Origin of the sequence: Pantoea sp. Pa-EAmG (genome assembly GCF_030024295.1) — a bacterium.
Taxonomy (GTDB): domain Bacteria; phylum Pseudomonadota; class Gammaproteobacteria; order Enterobacterales; family Enterobacteriaceae; genus Pantoea; species Pantoea dispersa.
In genome coordinates, this window is record NZ_JASEWO010000025.1 from 1 (window position 1) to 18693 (window position 18693).

19 protein-coding genes are annotated in these 18693 nt (G+C 58.6%); 13 read left to right on the forward strand and 6 right to left on the reverse strand.

The window, feature by feature from the left end:
- From QMM04_RS05660 to QMM04_RS05670, 3 genes are all read left to right on the forward strand, one after another.
- Positions 1-503 (forward strand): hypothetical protein (locus QMM04_RS05660; protein ID WP_282995803.1); only part of this gene is annotated, 503 nt, incomplete at its 5' end.
- Between the two features lie 191 nt (positions 504-694).
- Entirely contained in the window at positions 695-880 is a 186-nt protein-coding gene (locus QMM04_RS05665) for a YegP family protein (protein ID WP_021506487.1), read from the forward strand.
- Between the two features lie 213 nt (positions 881-1093).
- Positions 1094-1750: an epoxyqueuosine reductase QueH gene (locus tag QMM04_RS05670; protein ID WP_031279356.1), complete on the forward strand. Its 657-nt coding sequence runs from the start codon at positions 1094-1096 to the stop codon at positions 1748-1750.
- A gap of 37 nt (positions 1751-1787) precedes the next feature.
- Here QMM04_RS05670 and QMM04_RS05675 read toward each other — a convergent pair whose 3' ends face one another.
- Both QMM04_RS05675 and mgtA read right to left on the reverse strand, forming a co-directional pair.
- Positions 1788-2465 (reverse strand): SDR family oxidoreductase, encoded by a 678-nt coding sequence (locus tag QMM04_RS05675; protein WP_058781696.1) that lies wholly within the window; start codon positions 2463-2465, stop codon positions 1788-1790.
- Positions 2466-2624: 159 nt separating this feature from the next.
- Entirely contained in the window at positions 2625-5348 is a 2724-nt protein-coding gene (gene mgtA / locus QMM04_RS05680) for a magnesium-translocating P-type ATPase (RefSeq protein ID WP_282995804.1), read from the reverse strand.
- A gap of 751 nt (positions 5349-6099) precedes the next feature.
- Between mgtA and QMM04_RS05685 the strand changes: the two genes are divergently transcribed.
- The 6 genes from QMM04_RS05685 (at position 6100) to speG (ending at position 11690) form a co-directional block, all read left to right on the forward strand.
- Positions 6100-7668, forward strand: a complete 1569-nt coding sequence (locus tag QMM04_RS05685) for an ABC transporter substrate-binding protein (protein ID WP_058776471.1) — start codon at positions 6100-6102, stop codon at positions 7666-7668.
- A complete protein-coding gene (locus tag QMM04_RS05690) occupies positions 7668-8720 on the forward strand; it encodes an ABC transporter permease (RefSeq protein ID WP_282995805.1) in 1053 nt (350 codons plus the stop codon). Before QMM04_RS05685 ends, QMM04_RS05690 begins: the two co-directional genes overlap by 1 nt.
- Positions 8717-9574: an ABC transporter permease gene (locus tag QMM04_RS05695; RefSeq protein ID WP_282995806.1), complete on the forward strand. Its 858-nt coding sequence runs from the start codon at positions 8717-8719 to the stop codon at positions 9572-9574. Before QMM04_RS05690 ends, QMM04_RS05695 begins: the two co-directional genes overlap by 4 nt.
- A complete protein-coding gene (locus tag QMM04_RS05700) occupies positions 9564-10397 on the forward strand; it encodes an ABC transporter ATP-binding protein (RefSeq protein WP_058781693.1) in 834 nt (277 codons plus the stop codon). Before QMM04_RS05695 ends, QMM04_RS05700 begins: the two co-directional genes overlap by 11 nt.
- A complete protein-coding gene (locus QMM04_RS05705) occupies positions 10390-11055 on the forward strand; it encodes an ABC transporter ATP-binding protein (RefSeq protein WP_058776474.1) in 666 nt (221 codons plus the stop codon). The genes QMM04_RS05700 and QMM04_RS05705 overlap by 8 nt, the downstream gene beginning before the upstream one ends.
- Before the next feature lie 89 nt (positions 11056-11144).
- Positions 11145-11690 (forward strand): spermidine N1-acetyltransferase, encoded by a 546-nt coding sequence (speG, locus tag QMM04_RS05710; protein WP_021506478.1) that lies wholly within the window; start codon positions 11145-11147, stop codon positions 11688-11690.
- 87 nt (positions 11691-11777) lie between these two features.
- Here speG and QMM04_RS05715 read toward each other — a convergent pair whose 3' ends face one another.
- The 4 genes from QMM04_RS05715 to QMM04_RS05730 all read right to left on the reverse strand — a co-directional run bounded on the left by QMM04_RS05715 (position 11778) and on the right by QMM04_RS05730 (position 15109).
- Positions 11778-12200 (reverse strand): hypothetical protein, encoded by a 423-nt coding sequence (locus tag QMM04_RS05715; protein WP_058758247.1) that lies wholly within the window; start codon positions 12198-12200, stop codon positions 11778-11780.
- 99 nt (positions 12201-12299) lie between these two features.
- Positions 12300-13232 (reverse strand): homocysteine S-methyltransferase, encoded by a 933-nt coding sequence (mmuM, locus tag QMM04_RS05720; protein ID WP_058770891.1) that lies wholly within the window; start codon positions 13230-13232, stop codon positions 12300-12302.
- Positions 13222-14637 carry an S-methylmethionine permease gene (mmuP, locus tag QMM04_RS05725; protein WP_166719519.1) on the reverse strand — a complete coding sequence of 472 codons (1416 nt, stop codon included), beginning with the start codon at positions 14635-14637 and terminating at the stop codon, positions 13222-13224. Before mmuP ends, mmuM begins: the two co-directional genes overlap by 11 nt.
- Before the next feature lie 133 nt (positions 14638-14770).
- Positions 14771-15109 carry a DUF2002 family protein gene (locus QMM04_RS05730; protein WP_021506475.1) on the reverse strand — a complete coding sequence of 113 codons (339 nt, stop codon included), beginning with the start codon at positions 15107-15109 and terminating at the stop codon, positions 14771-14773.
- 149 nt (positions 15110-15258) lie between these two features.
- Between QMM04_RS05730 and QMM04_RS05735 the strand changes: the two genes are divergently transcribed.
- From QMM04_RS05735 to nrdE, 4 genes are all read left to right on the forward strand, one after another.
- Positions 15259-15576, forward strand: coding sequence for a DUF883 family protein (locus tag QMM04_RS05735; protein WP_021506474.1), 318 nt, complete (start codon positions 15259-15261; stop codon positions 15574-15576).
- Between the two features lie 344 nt (positions 15577-15920).
- Positions 15921-16163 (forward strand): glutaredoxin-like protein NrdH, encoded by a 243-nt coding sequence (nrdH, locus tag QMM04_RS05740; RefSeq protein ID WP_058758244.1) that lies wholly within the window; start codon positions 15921-15923, stop codon positions 16161-16163.
- A 4-nt stretch (positions 16164-16167) separates the two neighbouring features.
- On the forward strand, positions 16168-16572 hold the full coding sequence (nrdI, locus tag QMM04_RS05745; protein WP_021506472.1) for a class Ib ribonucleoside-diphosphate reductase assembly flavoprotein NrdI: 405 nt from the start codon (positions 16168-16170) through the stop codon (positions 16570-16572).
- A complete protein-coding gene (gene nrdE / locus QMM04_RS05750) occupies positions 16551-18689 on the forward strand; it encodes a class 1b ribonucleoside-diphosphate reductase subunit alpha (RefSeq protein WP_282995807.1) in 2139 nt (712 codons plus the stop codon). The genes nrdI and nrdE overlap by 22 nt, the downstream gene beginning before the upstream one ends.
- Positions 18690-18693: the final 4 nt, after the last annotated feature.

Below are 18693 nucleotides of genomic sequence, written 5' to 3' on the forward strand. Positions count from 1 at the left end.
TTCGCAGGAGCTGCTCTCGCGGAATGGCAAATGCGATGTATTTGGCGCTGATGCAAAAAGTTAATGATGTATCTTTGGGTGAGGTGCAACACGCAACGGACCGCGAACAGGCGAAATCAGAGGTATTACTCAGCGGTAGTTCTACCGGCATAATCATCCCCGGAAAAATCCTTGAGGCAGCAGTCAAAGTGACTGATAACCGCTATATCCTGTTTGTCACGGATGACGTGCTCTACGAGGAATCACTGACTATTGTGCTGATTGATTCCTCTCAGGGCATTCAGGAAATTGTCACTATTGGCAATGAGTATAAATCCGGCACATTTGAGCAGTTGCATATCAGTGACCATTCACTTCAGTTTCGTTTTATCGGTGATTATATCTGGAGCCTGACACTGGAAGATTCACCGAAATTCCAGCTGCCATTTTTCAGCGATCCGAAAGGTGTCTCCCGCAGTAAAGCATTTACCCGATTCATGAACATCACGGCTTTACCCGCGTGATAAACACCAACTCATTACCCCAAAAGTCCGCGATGCGGCCTTTTTTGTGCCTGCCAGCAACCGGATTGATACAAAACGCTGCGATCCCGCTCCTGAATTCGGGCAAATTCCTAATCAGTGATTGATTAATAAGCAGGCTGCGCGAATAGTAAGCGAACCGGCCATCGGGTGCCGGTACAAGGAGAAAGCACATGGGATATTACGTACTGAGAAAAAGTGATACAGCATTGTCACAGAAATACTGGTTTGTGCTTAAAGCCAGCAACGGCGAAACCATTGCCACCAGCGAGATGTACAGCTCAAAACAGGCGGCGGAAAATGGCATCCGCTCGGTGCAGCAGAACGGTGCGTCAACCACTATTCACGACGAGACCTGACTTCGCGCAGCCTGCGCAGTGATGCGCGAAGGTGGGTCATTGCCCCTGCAAGCGGCGCAATGTATTACGCGATGAATCGCGCCGCTAAGCATCCCCGGCGAACGGGTACCACGCAGCGCCACAGGCCCCCTCCCTGAAACGCCACCGACGCTTTGCATCGGCCGGCCTTTGCCCCTACACTTGCCGCATCGCCCTTAACCATTAATTAACTTTATGTCCGATACATTTCAACGCCAGCCGCTGCCCTTGCCGAATGGCCACAATAAAGTGCTGCTGCACTCCTGCTGCGCTCCCTGCTCGGGAGAAGTGATGGAAGCGATGCTGGCTTCCGGCATCGATTACACCATCTTCTTCTACAACCCGAACATCCATCCGCTGAAAGAGTACGAGCTGCGCAAAGAGGAGAACATCCGCTTTGCCGAGCAGTTTGGCGTGCCTTTTGTTGATGCCGATTACGACAAAGACAACTGGTTCGAGCGCGCGCGTGGCATGGAGTGGGAGCCGGAGCGCGGCGTGCGCTGCACCATGTGTTTCGACATGCGCTTCGAGCGCACCGCGCTGTACGCGCATGAACACGGCTTCCCGGTGATCACCAGTTCACTCGGCATTTCGCGCTGGAAGAATATGCAGCAAATCAACGACTGCGGCGTACGCGCGGCGGCGCGCTATCCGGATATGCTGTACTGGGAGTTTAACTGGCGTAAAGGTGGCGGTTCGTCGCGCATGATCGAGATCAGCAAGCGCGAGCGCTTCTATCAGCAGGAGTATTGCGGCTGCATCTATTCGCTGCGCGATACCAACCGCCACCGCGTAGCAAGCGGTCGCGAACGTATCGAAATCGGCGTGCAGTACTATTCGCCGGACGAGTAAGAAAAAAACCTGCTGGCGCTAACCAGCAGGTTAATCATTACCAGTTCAGCAACTGGCCGCGGTAATCCACGTAATGATGGCCGCCACGCCCGCTAAACTGCTGCAGCTGCGTGACCATGCCCTGCGCACTCTCGGTGACGGTGATATCCGCGCCCTCACCGCCCATGTCGGTTTTTACCCAGCCCGGATGCAATGACAGCAGCGTGCTGCCCTGCTGGTGCATCTGCGTCGCCAGCGCGCGGCTCAGCATATTCAGCGCCGCTTTGCTGGCTGAGTAGAACGGCATCGCCGCGTCACGGTTCTCGTTGAGGCTGGCGAGACGCGACGTGGTCAGGCCCAGCACGCTCTGTTTATCGCGCAGCAGCGGCAGCAGGCTCTCCGCCAGGCGCACCGGCGCCACCGCATTGGTAAAGAACAGCTCGCTGAGCTGCGCATCGTCCACGTCGCGCAGCTGCGATGCGTGCGGACCGAGAATCCCGGCGTTAATCAGAATGCAATCAAAGGGTGCGTCGCCGAGCTGCCGGACCAGCGCGTCACGCTGCGCGCCATCGGTGATATCCAGTGCCAGCCACTGCAGCTGCGGATGCTGAAACGAAACCGCCGTGGAACGGTAGGTGGCGGTCACCTGCCAGCCCGCCTGCAGTAGTTGCTGCACCACGGCCAGGCCAATGCCTTTTGACGCCCCAATAATCAATGCTCGCTGTTGTTGGCTCATCTGTCTCTCGCTGGTTGGTGTGCCACGAAAAAGGGCAGGATACCCTGCCCTGTTGTCCTTACCGGAACATTAACGTTAGCACGACGATGACCACCATAATTATCAGCAGGTGGCACACCGTTTTATCCAGATTGCGTTGCTTCATCGCGCCTCCTGCACTCAGAACCACTGGCCAAAACGCTTGATGTACAGCGTTTTCATGCCCTGCGCCACCAGGCAGTAACCGAGCAGCGTGGCCAGCAGCCACGGGAAATAGCTCCATGGCAGCGGCACCAGGCCGACCATCGCGCCGAGCGGCGAGAACGGCAGCAGAATGCCGGCAATCATTACGCAGGCGGTGGTCAGCAGCACCGGCAGCGCCGCGCGGCTCTGGATAAACGGAATCTTGCGCGTGCGCAGCATGTGCACCACCAGCGTCTGCGACAGCAGCCCTTCCACAAACCAGCCAGACTGGAACAGCGACTGCATCGCTGGGGTATTCGCCGCGAACACGTACCACATCAGCGCAAAGGTGGTGATGTCAAAGATGGACGACGTTGGCCCAATCCACAGCATAAAGCGTTTGATGTTGCGCGCGTCCCATTTGCGCGGTTTGCGCAGGAACTCGCGATCCATTTTGTCCCACGGCAGCGCCAGTTGTGACAGATCGTACATCAGGTTCTGAATCAGCAGGTGAATCGCCAGCATCGGCAGGAACGGAATGAACGCGCTCGCCACAAGCACCGAGAACACATTGCCGAAGTTGGAGCTGGCGGTCATGTTCAGGTACTTGATGATGTTGCCGAAGGTCTCGCGCCCCTTCATCACGCCCTCTTCCAGCACCATCAAATCCTTTTCCAGCAGGATGATGTCTGAAGACTCTTTGGCGATGTCCGCCGCGCTGTCGACCGAGATCCCCACATCGGCGTCACGCAGCGCCGGCGCATCATTGATGCCGTCACCGAGAAAACCCACCGTATGGCCCTGCTGCTGCAGTGCACGCAGGATGCGTGACTTCTGCAACGGCGTCAGTTTAGCAAACACCGAGCTGCGCGCCGCGGCCTGCGCCAGCTGCTCATCGCTCATCGCCGCAATCGCCTCGCCGGTGAGGATCTCGCCACAGTCGATGCCCACCTGCTGACAGATGCGCGCCGTAACTACCGGATTATCGCCGGTCAGCACTTTGACCGTTACGCCGTTCTCGTTCAGCGCGGTAATCGCCTTCGCCGCACTCTCCTTCGGCGGATCGAGGAAGGTCAGCAACCCTTCGATGGTCAGCCCCTGTTCATCCGCGACGCTCAGCGCCTGTTGCAGGCCCGGCTCCGCCAGGGCGCGGCTGGCCACCAGCAGCACGCGGAAGCCCTGCTGATTGTACTGATGCGCCAGCGCCAGCAGCTCCGCGCGACGGGTTTCATTGAGCGGCTGAATCAGTTTGCCTTCGCGCTCGGCGCTGGCAATGCTCAGCATCTCCTCGACCGCGCCCTTACAGATCAGCATCTGCTGGTTGAGGCGGCGATCGCGCACCACCACCGAAACGCGACGCCGCACAAAATCAAACGGCAGCTCATCCACTTTGCTGTAGTAGTCGCTCATGTCCGCGCTAATGCGCCCTTTGCCGTAGCGCAGGATGGCGCGATCCATCAGGTTAGGCGTGCCGCTCTGGTAATGGCTGTTGAGCCAGCTCAGCATCAGGACGCGCGAGTTCTCTACCCCGGCACAGTCGAGATGGTGCTCCAGGATAATGTTGTCCTGGGTCAGCGTGCCGGTTTTGTCGGTACACAGAATGTCCATGGCGCCGAGGTTCTGGATCGCGTTCAGGCGTTTAACGATCACTTTACGGCGCGACATAGCAATCGCCCCTTTAGCCAGATTCGAGCTGACAATCATCGGCAGCATTTCCGGCGTCAGCCCCACCGCTACCGCCAGCGCGAACAGCGAAGCATCCAGCCAGTCGCCTTTGGTCAGGCCGTTAATCAGCAGCACCACCGGCACCATCACCAGCATGAAGCGAATCAGCAGCCAGCTGACGCTGTTCACGCCGCGATCGAAAGCGGTTTGTGTGCGGTTACCAACAATCGATTTCGCCAGGCTGCCGAAGTAAGTTTCCCCGCCGGTGGCGACCACCACCGCTTTGGCGCTGCCGCTGGAGACGTTGGTGCCCATCAGGCATACGCTGCCCAGTTCCAGCAGCGACGCATCTTTGTCGCTGGCGCTGGCCTGCTTGCTGGCCACGTGACCGGTGACGTCATATTTCTCCACCGGCAACGATTCGCCGGTCAGAATTGCCTGGCTGATAAACAGATCGCGTGAGTCGAGCAGCCGCACATCGGCTGGCACCAGATCGCCCGCCGAGAGATAGATGATGTCACCCGGCACCAGGCTGGTGATGTCCACTTCCTGTTTCTGCGGCGCCTGCTGTACCGATTCCCGGCGCAGCACGGTGGCGGTGGTGCGCACCATCGATTTCAGCGCCTGTGCCGCTTTGTTGGTGCGGAACTCCTGCCAGAAGCGCAGCAAACCGCTGAGCGTTACCATCGTCACAATGATGATGACACCGGTCAGATCGGTCTCCTCGCCATGGCGCAGCGGCATCCAGTAGTCGGTGAAAAAGCTCACCAGCGCCAGCGCCAGCAGCACATAAATGAACGGATTATTGAAAGCCTGAATCAGCTGCACCAGCGCCGGTGGCGCTTTATCATGCTCCACCTGATTGCGACCATAAATCTGCAGTCGCGCTTCCGCTTCGCGCTCCAGCAGTCCCAGCGCATCGCTGCGCAGGCGCAGCAGCGTTTCGTCGGCGGTAAAAGCGGCTTCATCTTCAATCAGATAGCGTGCGGTTTTCTGACGTGCCGGGCGCACGGTGTTCCAGGCTTTTTTTTCCTGGTTGAGTTTCATGTCAGTCATGATGACATTCCTCGTTTATTTTTTTACGGCAATAACGGTCCCTGTGCGCCAGGCGCACAAGTTGAAAGTATTAATTGTCACGGCGTGACCGGATTAAATTAAAAATAACCTGTCGGGAATTTCCATATTACCTCCCGGAAATAATGGGCGAACAAAGTCGCTCGCTGAATAACGAGTGAAATAACATAATCCTGGATAACGCTGCGCGCAGCAGCAGCCTGAAGCGGCTTAACGCGCAGGGACGCTCAGCACGCTGAAGATCAGCGCGCGCATCGAGGCGGAGGAAAAAGGGCGTTTAAAATCATGTGCATGATGCTATTCCCACGGGCATCAACCCGTTGCTGTGTCATTATCAGGGAACAATCATCAGAAAGAGGTGAGGATTGCTGCCCGCCATGTTGGCAAGCAGCGACAAAAGAATTCGCGCGTCAGCTTGCCTTGTATTGCCATCGATAAGGGTGACTGTCCAACTGAATTCTCCTGTGTGAAGTTGCGGCTATTATAGGAGGGCGAGAAGCGAAGTAAAGTTAATTATCCGGTGGTTTAGATTGATTTAATTTTCGTTGCGATTTGGTTGATAAAGCGCGCGGAAATAAGGTGTGCCAGATTAATCCGACCGCATCACGCTACCTTGCTTATAACTGAAGCGCACCGCTTAGAACATTACGGCATATGCATAGCCATAAATTGACTATTCTTCACTGTAGCGCTCTCGTAAACTCGCGTTACTTTTTTAAGGCAAGGAAACAACATGAAAAAAATTATTCCCTCACTGCTGGCACTGTCGCTGGTAGCCGCCTTCTCCGCGCAGGCCGCCACGCCGAAAGATACGCTGGTGATTGCGCAGTCTACGGATGATGCGGACAGCTTTGATCCGGCCCAGGGCTTTGAACTGACTACCGTGCAAGCGTTCACTAACATTTATCAGCGCCTGGTGCAGTCCGATCCGGCTAATCCGACCGATCTCAAGCCAACGCTGGCGACGTCGTGGCAGCCGGGCAGTGATAACCGCAGCCTGACGTTTGCGCTGCGCAAAGACGCGAAATTCGCCAGCGGTAATCCGCTGCGCCCGGAAGATGTCATTTTCTCGCTGGGCCGCGTGGTGAAACTCAACCTCGATCCGTCCTTTATTCTGACCCAGCTCGGCTGGAACAAAGACAACGTTGACAGCTTCCTGAAAAAGGTCGATGAAGACCACGTGCAGATTAGCTGGAGCGCCAACGTCAGCCCGGCCTATGTGCTGAGCCTGCTGTCCGCGCCGGTCTCCTCGATCGTTGATGAAAAAACCGCGCAGGCCAACGCCAAAAACGGTGATTTCGGCCATGCATGGCTCGGCACCCACTCGGCCGGCAGCGGCCCGTTCCAGATTCGCAAAGTGGTGCTGCATGAAGCGATACTGCTTAGCGCCAACCCGACCTCACCGGCCGGTGCGCCGAAGCTGAAAAACATCCTGATCAAAAACGTGCCGGAGCCAGCGGCGCGCCGTCTGCTGCTGGAACAGGGCGATGTCGATATCGCGCGTAACCTCGGTGCTGATCAGATCGCTGCGCTGAAGGGCAAAGCCGGCGTGAAGACCGAAGCGATTCCGATGGCGTCGCTCTACTACATTCAGTTCAACGTTGGTGCCAATCCGGTACTGAAGAACCCGGCGCTGTGGGAAGCGGCACGCTACCTGTTCGACTATAAAGGTATCGCCAATGACCTGCTGAAAGGCCAGTTTGAAGTGCACCAGACCTTCCTGCCGAAGGGTTTCCTCGGTGCGCTGAACGACACGCCTTACAGCTACGATCCAGAGAAAGCCAAAGCGATTCTGCAAAAGGCCGGCCTGACCAACGTCAGCTTTAAGCTCTCCACCAGCAATCAGCCGCCGTACCTTGATATCGCGCAGGCGCTGCAGGGCAGCTTCGCCAAAGGCGGCGTGAAGGTGGAAGTGCAGCCGGGCTTAAGCTCTGAAGTCTCCACCCGCGTGAAGGCGCATCAGTATGAAGCTACGCTCAACGCCTGGGGCGCGGATTACTTCGACCCGAACACGAACGCCGCGTCCTTCGCTTACAACCCGGAAGATGGCAGCAAAACCATTGCTTACCGTTCAGACTGGCACATCCCGGAGCTGAGCAAACAGACGCTGGCGGCGACGGCCGAAGCCGACAGCAATAAGCGCGTTGCGCTTTATCAGGCGATGCAGCGTGAAGTGCTGAAGAACTCGCCGTATGTGATTGGCCTGCAGGCGCGTAACCTGATTGCGCTGCGCGACAATCTGCAGGGCTATGTGCAGGGGATCAACCCGGACATGGTGTATTACGCGCAGGTTTCGAAGTAATGGCAGCGTCAGCGTCATCGGCCGGGTTCGCCCGGCCACTCTGGCAGCGCTTCAGCCGCCTCGTCACCAGTCTGCTGTCGCTGCTGGTGACGCTGGTGGGTTTGTTAGCGTTTACTTTCATGCTGTCGCACCTGTCGCCAGTCGACCCGGTGCAGCAAATCGCCGGCGATCACGCCAGCGAAGCCACCTATGCTCAGGTGCGTCACGACCTTGGGCTGGATCAGCCGGTGCTGGTGCAGTTCTGGCGCTATATCAGCCATCTGGCGCAGGGCAATCTCGGCCTGTCGCACCTGACCAATCAGCCGGTCAGCGCCGACCTGATGCGTACCTTCCCCGCCACGCTTGAGCTGGCGACCTGTTCGATGATTTTCGCTGCGGTGTTCGGCGTGACGCTCGCGCTGCTGGCGGCGTGGAAACCGGGCAGCGTCATTGATAACGTGGCGCGCTTTATCTCGCTGCTGGGCTACTCGGTGCCGGTGTTCTGGCTCGGCCTGCTGGGCCTGCTGCTGTTCTACGCCGTGCTGCACTGGTCCGCCGGTCCGGGCCAGCTGGATGATATCTGGATTTATACCCTTGAACCGAAGACCGGCTTTGTACTGATTGATAGCTGGCTCTCCGGCGATGTGGAAATGTTTCGCAACGCAATTGCGCATCTGTGGCTGCCGGTGGTGATTCTCGGCCTGCTGGCGATGGCAGGCATTACGCGCCTGCTGCGCGCGGCGCTGCTGGAAGAGAGCAGCAAAGAGTATGTGGTGCTGGCGCGCGCGAAAGGCGCTAGCCGGGCGCGCATTCTGCTGCGTCATATTTTCCCCAACGTGCTGGGCACGCTAATCACCGTTATCGCCCTCTCCTACGCCACGCTGCTGGAAGGGTCCGTGCTGACGGAAACCGTATTCGCCTGGCCGGGCGTCGGTCGCTACATGACCAACGCGCTGTTTTCCGCAGATGTTCCGGCGATTCTCGGCGCTACGTTGCTGATTGGCAGCTGCTTTATCCTGCTCAATGCCGTGGCCGACGCCCTCACCTGGTTAACCGATCCGAGAACCCGATGACTCAACAACTTCATGAACTGGAAACCGTGCGCCCGCGCCGGCGCCGGGCGCGTATCACTTCGCTGACCATCGGCCTGACGCTGGTGATCGTGCTGGTGGTCATGGCGCTGCTGGCACCGCTGCTGGCGCCGTTTGATCCTAACGCGCAGGTGATTGAACAACGTCTGCTGGCACCGTCGGCGCTGCACTGGTTCGGCACCGACGGCTTCGGCCGCGATTTATTGTCACGCGTGATCTACGGCGCACGTCCGACGCTGCTGCTGGTGTCGCTGATTCTGGTGCTGACCATTCCGGTTGGCCTGTTAGTCGGCATCACCGCCGGCTACGTCGGCGGCTGGACCGAACGCGTGCTGATGCGCATCACCGATATTTTTCTGTCGCTGCCCAACCTGGTGATTGCGCTGGCGCTGGTGGCGATGCTGGGTCCGGGCCTGATGAACGGCGCGCTGGCGCTGGCGCTCACCAGCTGGCCGCCGTTCGCCCGGCAGGCACGCGCGGAAACCCTGGCATTGCGCCGCAGCGATTACCTCGCCGCCGCGCGCATGCAGGGCATTACCGGCCTGCGCCTGATGTTTGGCCACATTCTGCCGCTCTGCCTGCCGACCGCCGTGGTGCGTGCCGCACTGAGCCTCGGCGGGATTATTCTTTCTGCCGCCGGGCTGGGCTTCCTCGGCATGGGCGTGCAGCCGCCAACCGCCGAATGGGGCTCGATGGTAGCAGAAGGCAGTAAAGTAATTTTCGACCAATGGTGGGTGGCGGCAGCGCCCGGCGCAGCCATTCTGTTCGCCAGCCTGGCGTTTAATCTGACAGGCGACGGCCTGCGTGACCGACTGGATACCCGCCATGCCAAATGATCTGTTAATTGATGCGCAGGGGCTGACGATTCGCAGCCACGACGCGCTGCTGGTGGATAACATCAGCTTTACCCTTGGCCGCGAACGCGTGGCGCTGGTCGGCGAATCCGGCTCGGGCAAATCCCTGACCGCGCGTGCGCTGATGGGCCTGCTGTCGCCCGCGCTGCAGCTGCAGGCTGACCGGCTACAGGTGGCGGGCGCAGACGCCCTGCACCTGCGCGAGCGCGACTGGATCGGCCTGCGCGGCGGCAAAGTGGCGATGGTCATGCAGGATCCGAAATACGCGCTCAACCCGACGCGCACCATTGGCTGGCAGGTTGAAGAGCCGCTGGTGCTGCACCGCAAGCTGAGCCGTGCCGAGCGCAAAGAGAAAGTGTGCGAGATGCTGGACGCGGTGGGCCTGCCCGATCCGCGCCAGCTGATGAAGCGCTATCCGCATCAGCTCTCCGGCGGCATGGGCCAGCGCGTGATGCTGGCGATCGCACTGATTACCGATCCCGATCTGCTGATTGCCGATGAGCCGACCTCGGCGCTCGATCACGCCATGCGCGATCAGGTGCTGGCGCTGATTCGTCGTCTGGTGGAGCAGCGCAATATGGGCCTGCTGCTGATCAGTCACGATCTGCAACAGGTTTCCGAGCACTGTCAGCGGGTGATGGTGATGTACAAAGGCCGCCTGCTGGACACGCTGCCGGCGGCGCAGCTGTCAGACGCCAGCCATCCTTATACCCGCACGCTGTGGGCCTGCCGTCCGGGTAAAGCGACGCATGGCGAACGTCTGCCGGTGCTGGATCGCGCGGCGCTGGAGAAAATGCATGATTGAATTAGCCAACCTGAGCGTCTCGCACAAACAGGGTTATGAACTGCGCACCGTGGTGCACGATGTGAACCTGCAGGTGGCGGCCGGCGAGTGCTTCGGCCTGGTAGGGCCTTCCGGCTGCGGTAAATCGTCGCTGCTGTGGGTGATGGCCGGACTGAATCCGCACTGGCACGGTCAGATGACGCTGGCAAACACCGCCGTACAGCCGGGCAAACCCTTTACCGGCCAGCTGCGGCGCGATGTGCAGATGGTGTTTCAGGATCCCTACGCTTCGCTGCATCCGCGCCACCGGCTGCGCCGCACGCTGGCGGAACCGCTTAAGCTGCTGCGACGCGATAACATCGACGATCGCATCAACGCGGGCTTCCGCCATGTCGGGCTGGATCCGGCGCTGGCGGATCGCTATCCGCATCAGCTGTCCGGCGGACAGCGTCAGCGCGTGGCCATCGTGCGCGCCCTGCTGCTGGAGCCTAAGATCCTGCTGCTGGATGAGCCGACATCGGCGCTGGATATGTCTGTACAGGCCGAGATCCTGAACCTGCTTAACGATCTCAAACAGAATGATGGCCTGACCATGGTGCTGGTCAGCCACGATCCTGACGTGATCGATCATATGTGCGATCGCGCCGCGCGCATGGCGCAGGGCCGGATTGTTGGTTAGCATGGCATGAGCGCAACGCGGCGCGGTTTATCCTGAAGGTCGATTGCGCCGCTGCCCAACAGCCATTCAGTCATCTAAAGGAACACCGTATGACGGTAAAATTACGTCCGCTGGAGCGGGAAGATCTGCACTTTGTCCATCAGCTGGATAACAATGCCAGCGTAATGCGCTACTGGTTTGAAGAGCCGTACGAAGCGTTTGTGGAGCTTTCTGACCTGTATGATAAGCACATCCACGATCAGACCGAGCGGCGCTTTGTGGTGGAACACGACGGGCAAAAAGCCGGGCTGGTCGAGCTGGTGGAGATCAACCACGTGCATCGCCGGGCGGAGTTTCAGATCATCATCGACCCGGCGCATCAGGGCAAGGGCTTAGCCAGCAGGGCGGCAAAGCTGGCGATGGATTACGGCTTTTCGGTGCTCAATCTTTACAAGCTGTATCTGATTGTCGATCAGGAGAACGAGAAGGCGATTCATATCTACACCAAGCTCGGTTTTGAGGTGGAAGGCGTGCTGAAGCACGAGTTTTTCATCAACGGCGAGTACCGCAACACCATCCGCATGTGCATTTTCCAGCAGCAGTACCTGGCGCAGCATAAATCCGGTAATGCGATGGTGAAGCCTACCGCGCAATAATAACCATCGGCACGAACCGTAGCGGCGCAATTTATTGCGCGTATTTAACTAAGCGCGATAAATCGCGCCGCTACGCATCCGTGCAAATTAACCGCCGCGCGCGCCGACCACGTTGAGATGCGGCTGCGGGTGCGCTGGCTTCAGGTCATACATGCCGCCATAAAACGGATCGACCACCAGCCAGCCGGGGAAACCGAGCAGCGGAATATTGCCCAGCACGTACCACAGGTTGGCGCTGGCTTCGATGGGCAGCGTCAGCGGCACGTAGCCCGGACTCTCCAGCATCACCTGATAATGTTTCTTACCGAAATAGGTGCCATTGGATTTCGCCAGATCCACCGTCTGCGGCGTATAGCCCTGCGCCACCGCGCGGCCGGTTTCATCCTGCACGGTGAAACGCGCGCCCTGCGGCACAGAGTCAATTTTTACCGGTTGCGTTTCGGTGCCGACAATGGTGGCACAGCCGCTCAGCAGCAGCGCACAGGCGGGAAGAAGATGTCGCAGGTTCATAGCAGGTCCGCTTCAGAATCAGAAAGGACAGTCTAAACTGCCCTCTCTGCCTTTTCACCCGCCTCAATCGCGCTATCAGTGGCGCTTTTCTGCGCTTTATTACGGTTGACAACAGGCGGCAATCGCCGCGATATCCTGTGGCGTGGTGCGACAGCAGCCGCCTATCAGCCGTGCGCCCGCCTGTTGCCATTCGGGGAATTTATCGTGCAGCGTGCAGCCAGACGGCGCCGAGTGCCAGCTTTTGCTGACCGCATCATACTGCTCGCCGGAGTTAGGATAGACCAGCAGCGGCTTGTCCGTCAGCGCCTGTAGCGTTTGCAGCGCCGGCGTCACGCTCTCCAGCGCCACGCAGTTGAGGCCGACAGCGACCACCTGTGGCGCGGCATTGATGACTTCCGCCACCTTGCTCAGCGGCGTACCGTCACTCAGGTGTTGCGCATCGCGCAGCGTGAAAGAGAACCACGCGCTGCTGTGCGGAAACTCCGCCAGCAGGCTAATCAGCGCCTGAATTTCACCAAACGACGGCAGCGTTTCACACGCCAGCAAATCCACGCCCGCCTCCAGCAGCGCCGCCACGCGCGGACGGTGGAAATCTTTCATTTCAGCAGCCGGCAAGGCGTAGTCGCCGCGATACTCGGCGCCGTTGGCCAGATAAGCGCCATAAGGACCGACCGATCCGGCCACCAGCAGCGGTGCCTCGCTGCCAGAAGCAGCACGGTAATCGTCGCGCGCCCGCTGCGCCAGCGCCACGCTCTGGCGGATCAGCGCGCTGGCCTGGCCGCTATCCAGTCCGCGGGCGGCGAAACCCAGCGGCGTCGCCTGATAGCTGGCGGTGATCGCCACATTAGCGCCGGCGGCAAAGTAGTCATAGTGCACCTGATAAATCAGCTCGGGATTTTCCATCAGCACTTTGGCTGACCACAGCGTATCGGCCAGATTACAGCCGCGCGCTTCCAGCTCTGTCGCCAGCGCGCCATCCAGAATCAGGGTATCAGTGTGAGTCAGGGCCGCAGCGATGGGGTTACGCGACATCATCGGTCTCCTTAGCGTTGAAAGCGTGTTGGCGTTTTTGCGTCAGATAATAAGCAGCGTAGCAGAACAGTACAAAAGGAATGCCGCACCATAGCGCGATGCGCTGTGACGGGTCAAAGGCCAGCCCGATGCACGCCAGCAGACACAGGGTAAATCCGAGGATCGGCACCAGCGGATAGAACGGCGCGCGGTACGCCAGCTGCTGCGGCGTATTGCCCGCCTGCAGATAGCGACGACGAAACATGTAGTGTGAGGCGCAAATGCTGAGCCACACCGCTACCACGGCAAAGCCGGAAATCGCTGACAGTGCCACAAACACCGTATCCGGGGCGATCACGCTGGAAAACAGCGCCAGCAGGCCGCCGAGCATACTCACGGTGATGGCCAGCTGCGGAATGCCGCGCCGGTTGACCCGGGCAAAGCAGCGCGGCAGCGTGTTTTCATTGGCCAGCGACCACAGCATCCGTCCTGAGGCGTACAGTCCGGAGTTCGCCGCTGACAGGATCGCGGTGAGGATCACGAAGTTGAAAATATCCGCCGCGTACGGGATGCCGATCTTTTCGAACACCAGTACGAACGGACTTTTAACGATGCCCGCCTGATCCATCGGGATCAGCGCGGCCAGCACAAACACCGTGCCGATAAAGAAGATGATCAGGCGCGCCACGGTGGTGCGAATCGCCAGCGGCAGCGCTTTCTGCGGCTGCTCGGTTTCACCCGCCGCAATGCCGATCAGCTCGGTCCCGGAGAAGGCAAAATTCACCGCCACCATGGTCATCAGAATCGGCAGCGTGCCGTGCGGCAGCCAGCCGGAAGCCGTCAGGTTATGTAATCCCGGCGCCGCGCTGCCGTCTTTCATCGGGATGAACCCCAGCATCGCCGCCGCGCCCAGCACGATAAAGGCAATGATGGTGATCACTTTGATGATGGAGAACCAGAACTCCCCCTCGGCAAAGAAGCGCGTCGAGACACTATTCAGCAGATAGATGGCGACACAGAACACCAGGCACCACAGCCACACCGGCACCGTCGGAAACCAGTACTGCATGCAGAAACCGGCGGCGGTCAGGCTGGAGCCGAGCGCCACCGTCCAGGTGAGCCAGTAGAGCCAGGCCACGGTGTAACCGGTCGCCGGACTGAGGTAGCGCGCGGCGTAGACGTGAAACGCGCCGGTTTCCGGCATCGCCACCGCAAGTTCGCCAAGACACACCATTACCAGCCATACCACCAGCGCACCAATCAGATAGGCCAGCAGCGTGCCCGCTGCGCCGGTGGTGGAGATGATGTAGCCGGTGTTGAAAAACAGCCCGGTGCCAATCACGCCGCCGAGCGACAGCATCACCAGATGCCGCACCTTCATGCTGCGCTTGAAGTTTGCCTGCGAAGGCGTCGGTTCAGTTTGCATTCTTTATATCCATATGGACGTCTAAACTTCTATATGGACACAGAGTTATACGCATCCACGCGGCAATTTGCAACGTGGGAAAGGGTAAGGATTGGGAAAGCGTGTGCGGCCCCGCCGCGACGGGGCACACCAGTCAGGCGCCGAAGACGCCCTGCAGATAACGCTCCAGCGCCATGCGCGAGCTAAAACCGTGGGGAATACCGTAGTGCTCCTGCGAATCTCCCATCAGGTAGAGAGGGAACTGCGTGTAGTGGTCGCAGGTTTTCATCTCTGATGCGGGTTCAGCGAAATGCTGACTTTTTTCTTTCAGGGTGGGATGAATGATCAACGCTGTGCGCCCCATGCGGGCTTCGCGATTCACATAGACGTAGTTTTCGCCACGGCGATAACCATAAGTTTTGGGTGTCAGGACGTCCATTTCGAATCCTGCTTTTTCCAGTACGCGCGCTACCTCATCCGGACGTAAATACATGCTTGCTCCTCTCTTCTCACAGCCCCGCAACCTTACATCAGCACGACAGCACAGGACATTCGGAATTTCCCTAAAGCCTGGCACACGGCTGCGTTTAGTCACGTTTCGTCTACACTTAGTATTACGTTTTAAGTCAAAGGGAGCGAAAAATGTTTAATCGAACCAGCAAAAACGATGACATTGATATCAATCAGGATGTAAACGAACTGGCCGATTCGCTGGAAGCCTTACTGAAATCTTACGGCAGCGAAGCCAAAGATGAAGTGGATAGCGCACGCAGCCAGGCGCAGGCCCTGCTGAAACAGACGCGCGCTAAACTGAACGGCAGTGGCAACCGCGTGACTCAGGCCGCGCGCGATGCGGGTTATCAGGTGGATGCCTACGTGCATGACAAACCGTGGTACGGCGTGGGTGTCGGTGCCGCCGTCGGTCTGGTGCTGGGCGCGCTGCTGATGTCACGCCGCTAAATCGCTAAAAAATCATCAGGAGCCTCGCGTATGCGGGGCTTTTTTTTGCGCGTCACTCCGCATTAGCGCGCCGATGCGGCCGCTGCCAGGCTGGTTAAAATTGCCGCAAAACCCTTTACAAAAATTTTTTCCCTGCGCCAGGGCGCATCATCGCTGGCATTAGCCCTAATCCGACTGCTTAAATCACAAAACCCTATATCTGGTAGGCTTGACCACCAATACCACTACATCTAGTATTCAACACATCAACTCGCTACCAGATGTCAGCAGGGACGACGTTCGCAGCAAAAGGGTTTTTGCTTCGTATCTCGCAACCTGACCACAACCAGAGGGAAATACGAATCATGCGCATTATTATTTACACTAAGAGCCAGTGTGTCCAGTGTGACGCCACCAAAAATGCCATGGATCGCAGTGGCATCGACTACCAGCTGATTAACCTCGATACCCAGCCGGAAGCCATCGATCAGCTCAAATCGCTTGGCTATCGCCAGGTGCCCGTGGTGATGACGCACAACGACCACTGGAGCGGCTTTCGTCCCGACAAAATCGCCGGCCTGCGCCAGCTCGCTGCCGTCGGGGGATAAAGCGATGTTTCCACTGGTCTATTTTTCCAGCCAGTCGGAAAACACGCACCGGTTTATCACCCGTCTCGGCCTGCCTGCGCGGCGTATTCCGCTCGACGCCACGCAGCGCCTGCACATCGACCAGCCCTATATTTTAGTGGTGCCGAGCTACGGCGGCGGCAGCGCGCGTGGAGCAGTGCCGAAACAGGTGATTCAGTTCCTTAATGATGACGCCAACCGGCGCGGTATTCGCGGTGTGATTGCTGCGGGCAATCGCAACTTTGGCGCGGGCTTCTGCCTGGCGGGCGACATCATTGCGCAGAAATGTCAGGTTCCTTATCTCTACCGCTTTGAGCTGATGGGAACCGCCGACGATATTGCCCATGTTAAAGCGGGAGTGACCCAATTTTGGCAACGACAGACACCCTGAACAGCACACAGCTGGACTACCACGCGCTCAACGCGATGCTGAACCTGTATGACGCCGATGGCCGCATCCAGTTCAGCAAAGATCATGAAGCCACACGCCAGTTCTTCCTGCAGCACGTCCAGCCCAACAGCGTGCCATTCGACTCGCACAGCGAGCGTCTGCGCTATCTGGTGGCCGAAGGCTATTATGAAGCCGGGGTGCTGAACCAGTACGATTTCGCCTTCCTGTGCCAGCTGCACGAAGAGGCTGACGCCTGGGGCTTCCGTTTTCACACCTTCCTCGGTGCGTGGAAGTTTTATACCAGCTACACGCTGAAAACCTTCGACGGCAAACGCTATCTGGAAACCTTTGAGCAGCGCGCCTGCATGGTGGCGCTGACGCTGGCGCGCGGCAATGAAACGCTGGCGCGGGAACTGCTGGCCGAGATGCTGAGCGGTCGCTTCCAGCCGGCTACGCCCACGTTCCTAAACTGCGGTAAACAGCAGCGCGGCGAGCTGGTCTCCTGCTTCCTGCTGCGCATTGAAGACAATATGGAGTCGATTGGCCGCGCGGTGAATTCGGCGTTGCAGCTGTCGAAGCGCGGTGGCGGCGTGGCGTTTCTGCTCTCCAACCTGCGTGAATCCGGCGCGCCGATCAAGCGCATTGAAAATCAGTCGTCCGGCGTAATTCCGGTGATGAAGATGCTGGAAGATGCGTTCTCCTACGCCAATCAGCTTGGTGCGCGTCAGGGCGCGGGCGCGGTGTGGCTGAATGCGCACCATCCGGATATCCTGCGCTTCCTCGATACCAAACGTGAAAACGCTGACGAGAAGATCCGTATCAAAACGCTGTCGCTCGGCGTGGTGATTCCGGATATCACCTTCCAGCTGGCCAAAGAGAACCGCGATATGGCGCTGTTTTCGCCTTACGATGTTGAGCGTATTTATGGCAAGGCGTTTGCTGATATCAGCATCAGCGAGTACTACGAGGCGATGCTGGCCGACGATCGCATCCGTAAAACCTTCATCAAGCCGCGCGACTTCTTCCAGACGCTGGCGGAAATTCAGTTTGAGTCCGGCTATCCCTACATCATGTATGAGGACAGCGTGAACCGCAGCAACCCGATTGCCGGTCGCATCAACATGAGTAACCTGTGTTCAGAGATCCTGCAGGTTAACAGCGCCAGCGAGTATCACGACGACCTGAGCTATCGCCGCGTCGGCAAAGATATCTCCTGTAACCTCGGCTCCCTGAATATCGCCCACGCCATGGACTCGCGTAATCTGGCGCAAACCGTGGAAGTGGCGGTGCGCGCACTGACGGCGGTTTCCGAGATGAGTGACATCACCTCCGTGCCGTCGGTGGCGGAAGGCAATCGCCGTTCACACGCTATCGGTCTCGGGCAGATGAACCTGCACGGCTATCTGGCGCGTGAAGGCATGGCTTACGGTTCGCCAGAGGCGCTGGATTTCACCAACCTCTATTTCTACTGCGTGACGTATCACGCCCTGCGCACCTCCAACCTGCTGGCGCAGGAGCGCGGCGCGAGCTTTGACGGCTTTGCGCGGTCGCAGTACGCCAGCGGTGCCTATTTCGACAAATATACCCAACACAGCTGGCAGCCGCGCACTGCCCGGGTGGCGCAGATTTTTGCCGATGCCGGCATCGCCCTGCCCGACCAGGCGGACTGGCAGGCGCTGCGTGCGTCGGTGATGCAGCACGGTTTGTATAACCAGAACCTGCAGGCGATTCCGCCGACCGGTTCCATCTCTTACATCAACCACGCCACGTCGAGCATCCACCCGATTGTGTCGCGCATTGAGATCCGTAAAGAGGGCAAAACCGGCCGCGTCTATTACCCGGCTCCGTTTATGACCAATGACAACCTTGAGCTGTATCAGGATGCCTATCAGATTGGTCCAGAAGCGATTATTGATACTTACGCCGAAGCCACCCGGCACGTCGATCAGGGACTGTCGCTGACGCTGTTTTTCCGCGATGACGTCACGACGCGCGATATCAACAAAGCGCAGATCTACGCCTGGAAGAAAGGCATCAAAACCCTCTATTACATTCGACTGCGTCAGATGGCGCTACAAGGCACGGAGGTACAGGGCTGCGTTTCCTGTGCACTGTGATGAT